At 66.9% G+C, this 507-nt stretch carries 1 protein-coding gene; it reads left to right on the top strand.

All coding sequences use genetic code 11. The features are described 5' to 3' along the window. Window positions 1–52 precede the first annotated feature (52 nt). Window positions 53–343: an SDR family oxidoreductase gene (locus tag DAI20_RS20490; RefSeq protein ID WP_497802665.1), complete on the top strand. Its 291-nt coding sequence runs from the start codon at window positions 53–55 to the stop codon at window positions 341–343. The last annotated feature ends 164 nt before the right edge of the window (window positions 344–507 follow it).

The following is a 507-nucleotide window of genomic DNA, read 5'->3' as shown; positions in this document are numbered from 1 at the left end:
GCGCATCATCAACATCGGCTCGGTCAGCGCCCACAAGGGTCAGATCGGGCAGGTGAACTACGCCACCGCCAAGGCCGCGATGCACGGCTTCAGCCGTGCGCTGGCGGCGGAAGTGGCCTCGCGCGGGGTCACCGTCAACACGCTGTCGCCGGGCTACATCGCCAGCCAGGCGATCAGCGGCTTCCCGCCGGATGTACTGGACCGGCTGGCCGCCTCGGTGCCGGTGCGCCGCCTGGGACGCCCGGAGGAAGTAGCTGGCCTGTGTGCGTGGTTGGCGTCGGATGAAGCTTCGTACGTGACCGGCGCCGACTATCCGGTCAACGGTGGCCTGTACATGGGTTGAGCCCGTCTCCACGCAAGGCGTGAACCGCCTCCCCCACGGATTGCGCGGGGCCGGTGAACCTTCGCTTGCGAGGGGGATCCGGCCCCTTTTTGTTTCTGCATTTTCGGGACGTATTGCCCGACACATCGGCAGAACCGGTGCTATACCTCCAACGCTCGCCGAGC

It is taken from the genome of Planctomonas deserti (assembly GCF_003067705.1).
Lineage (GTDB): Bacteria > Actinomycetota > Actinomycetes > Actinomycetales > Microbacteriaceae > Planctomonas > Planctomonas deserti.
The sequence above is the reverse complement of the archived record's forward strand: the minus strand, read 5'-3'. Positions and strand labels throughout refer to the sequence as shown.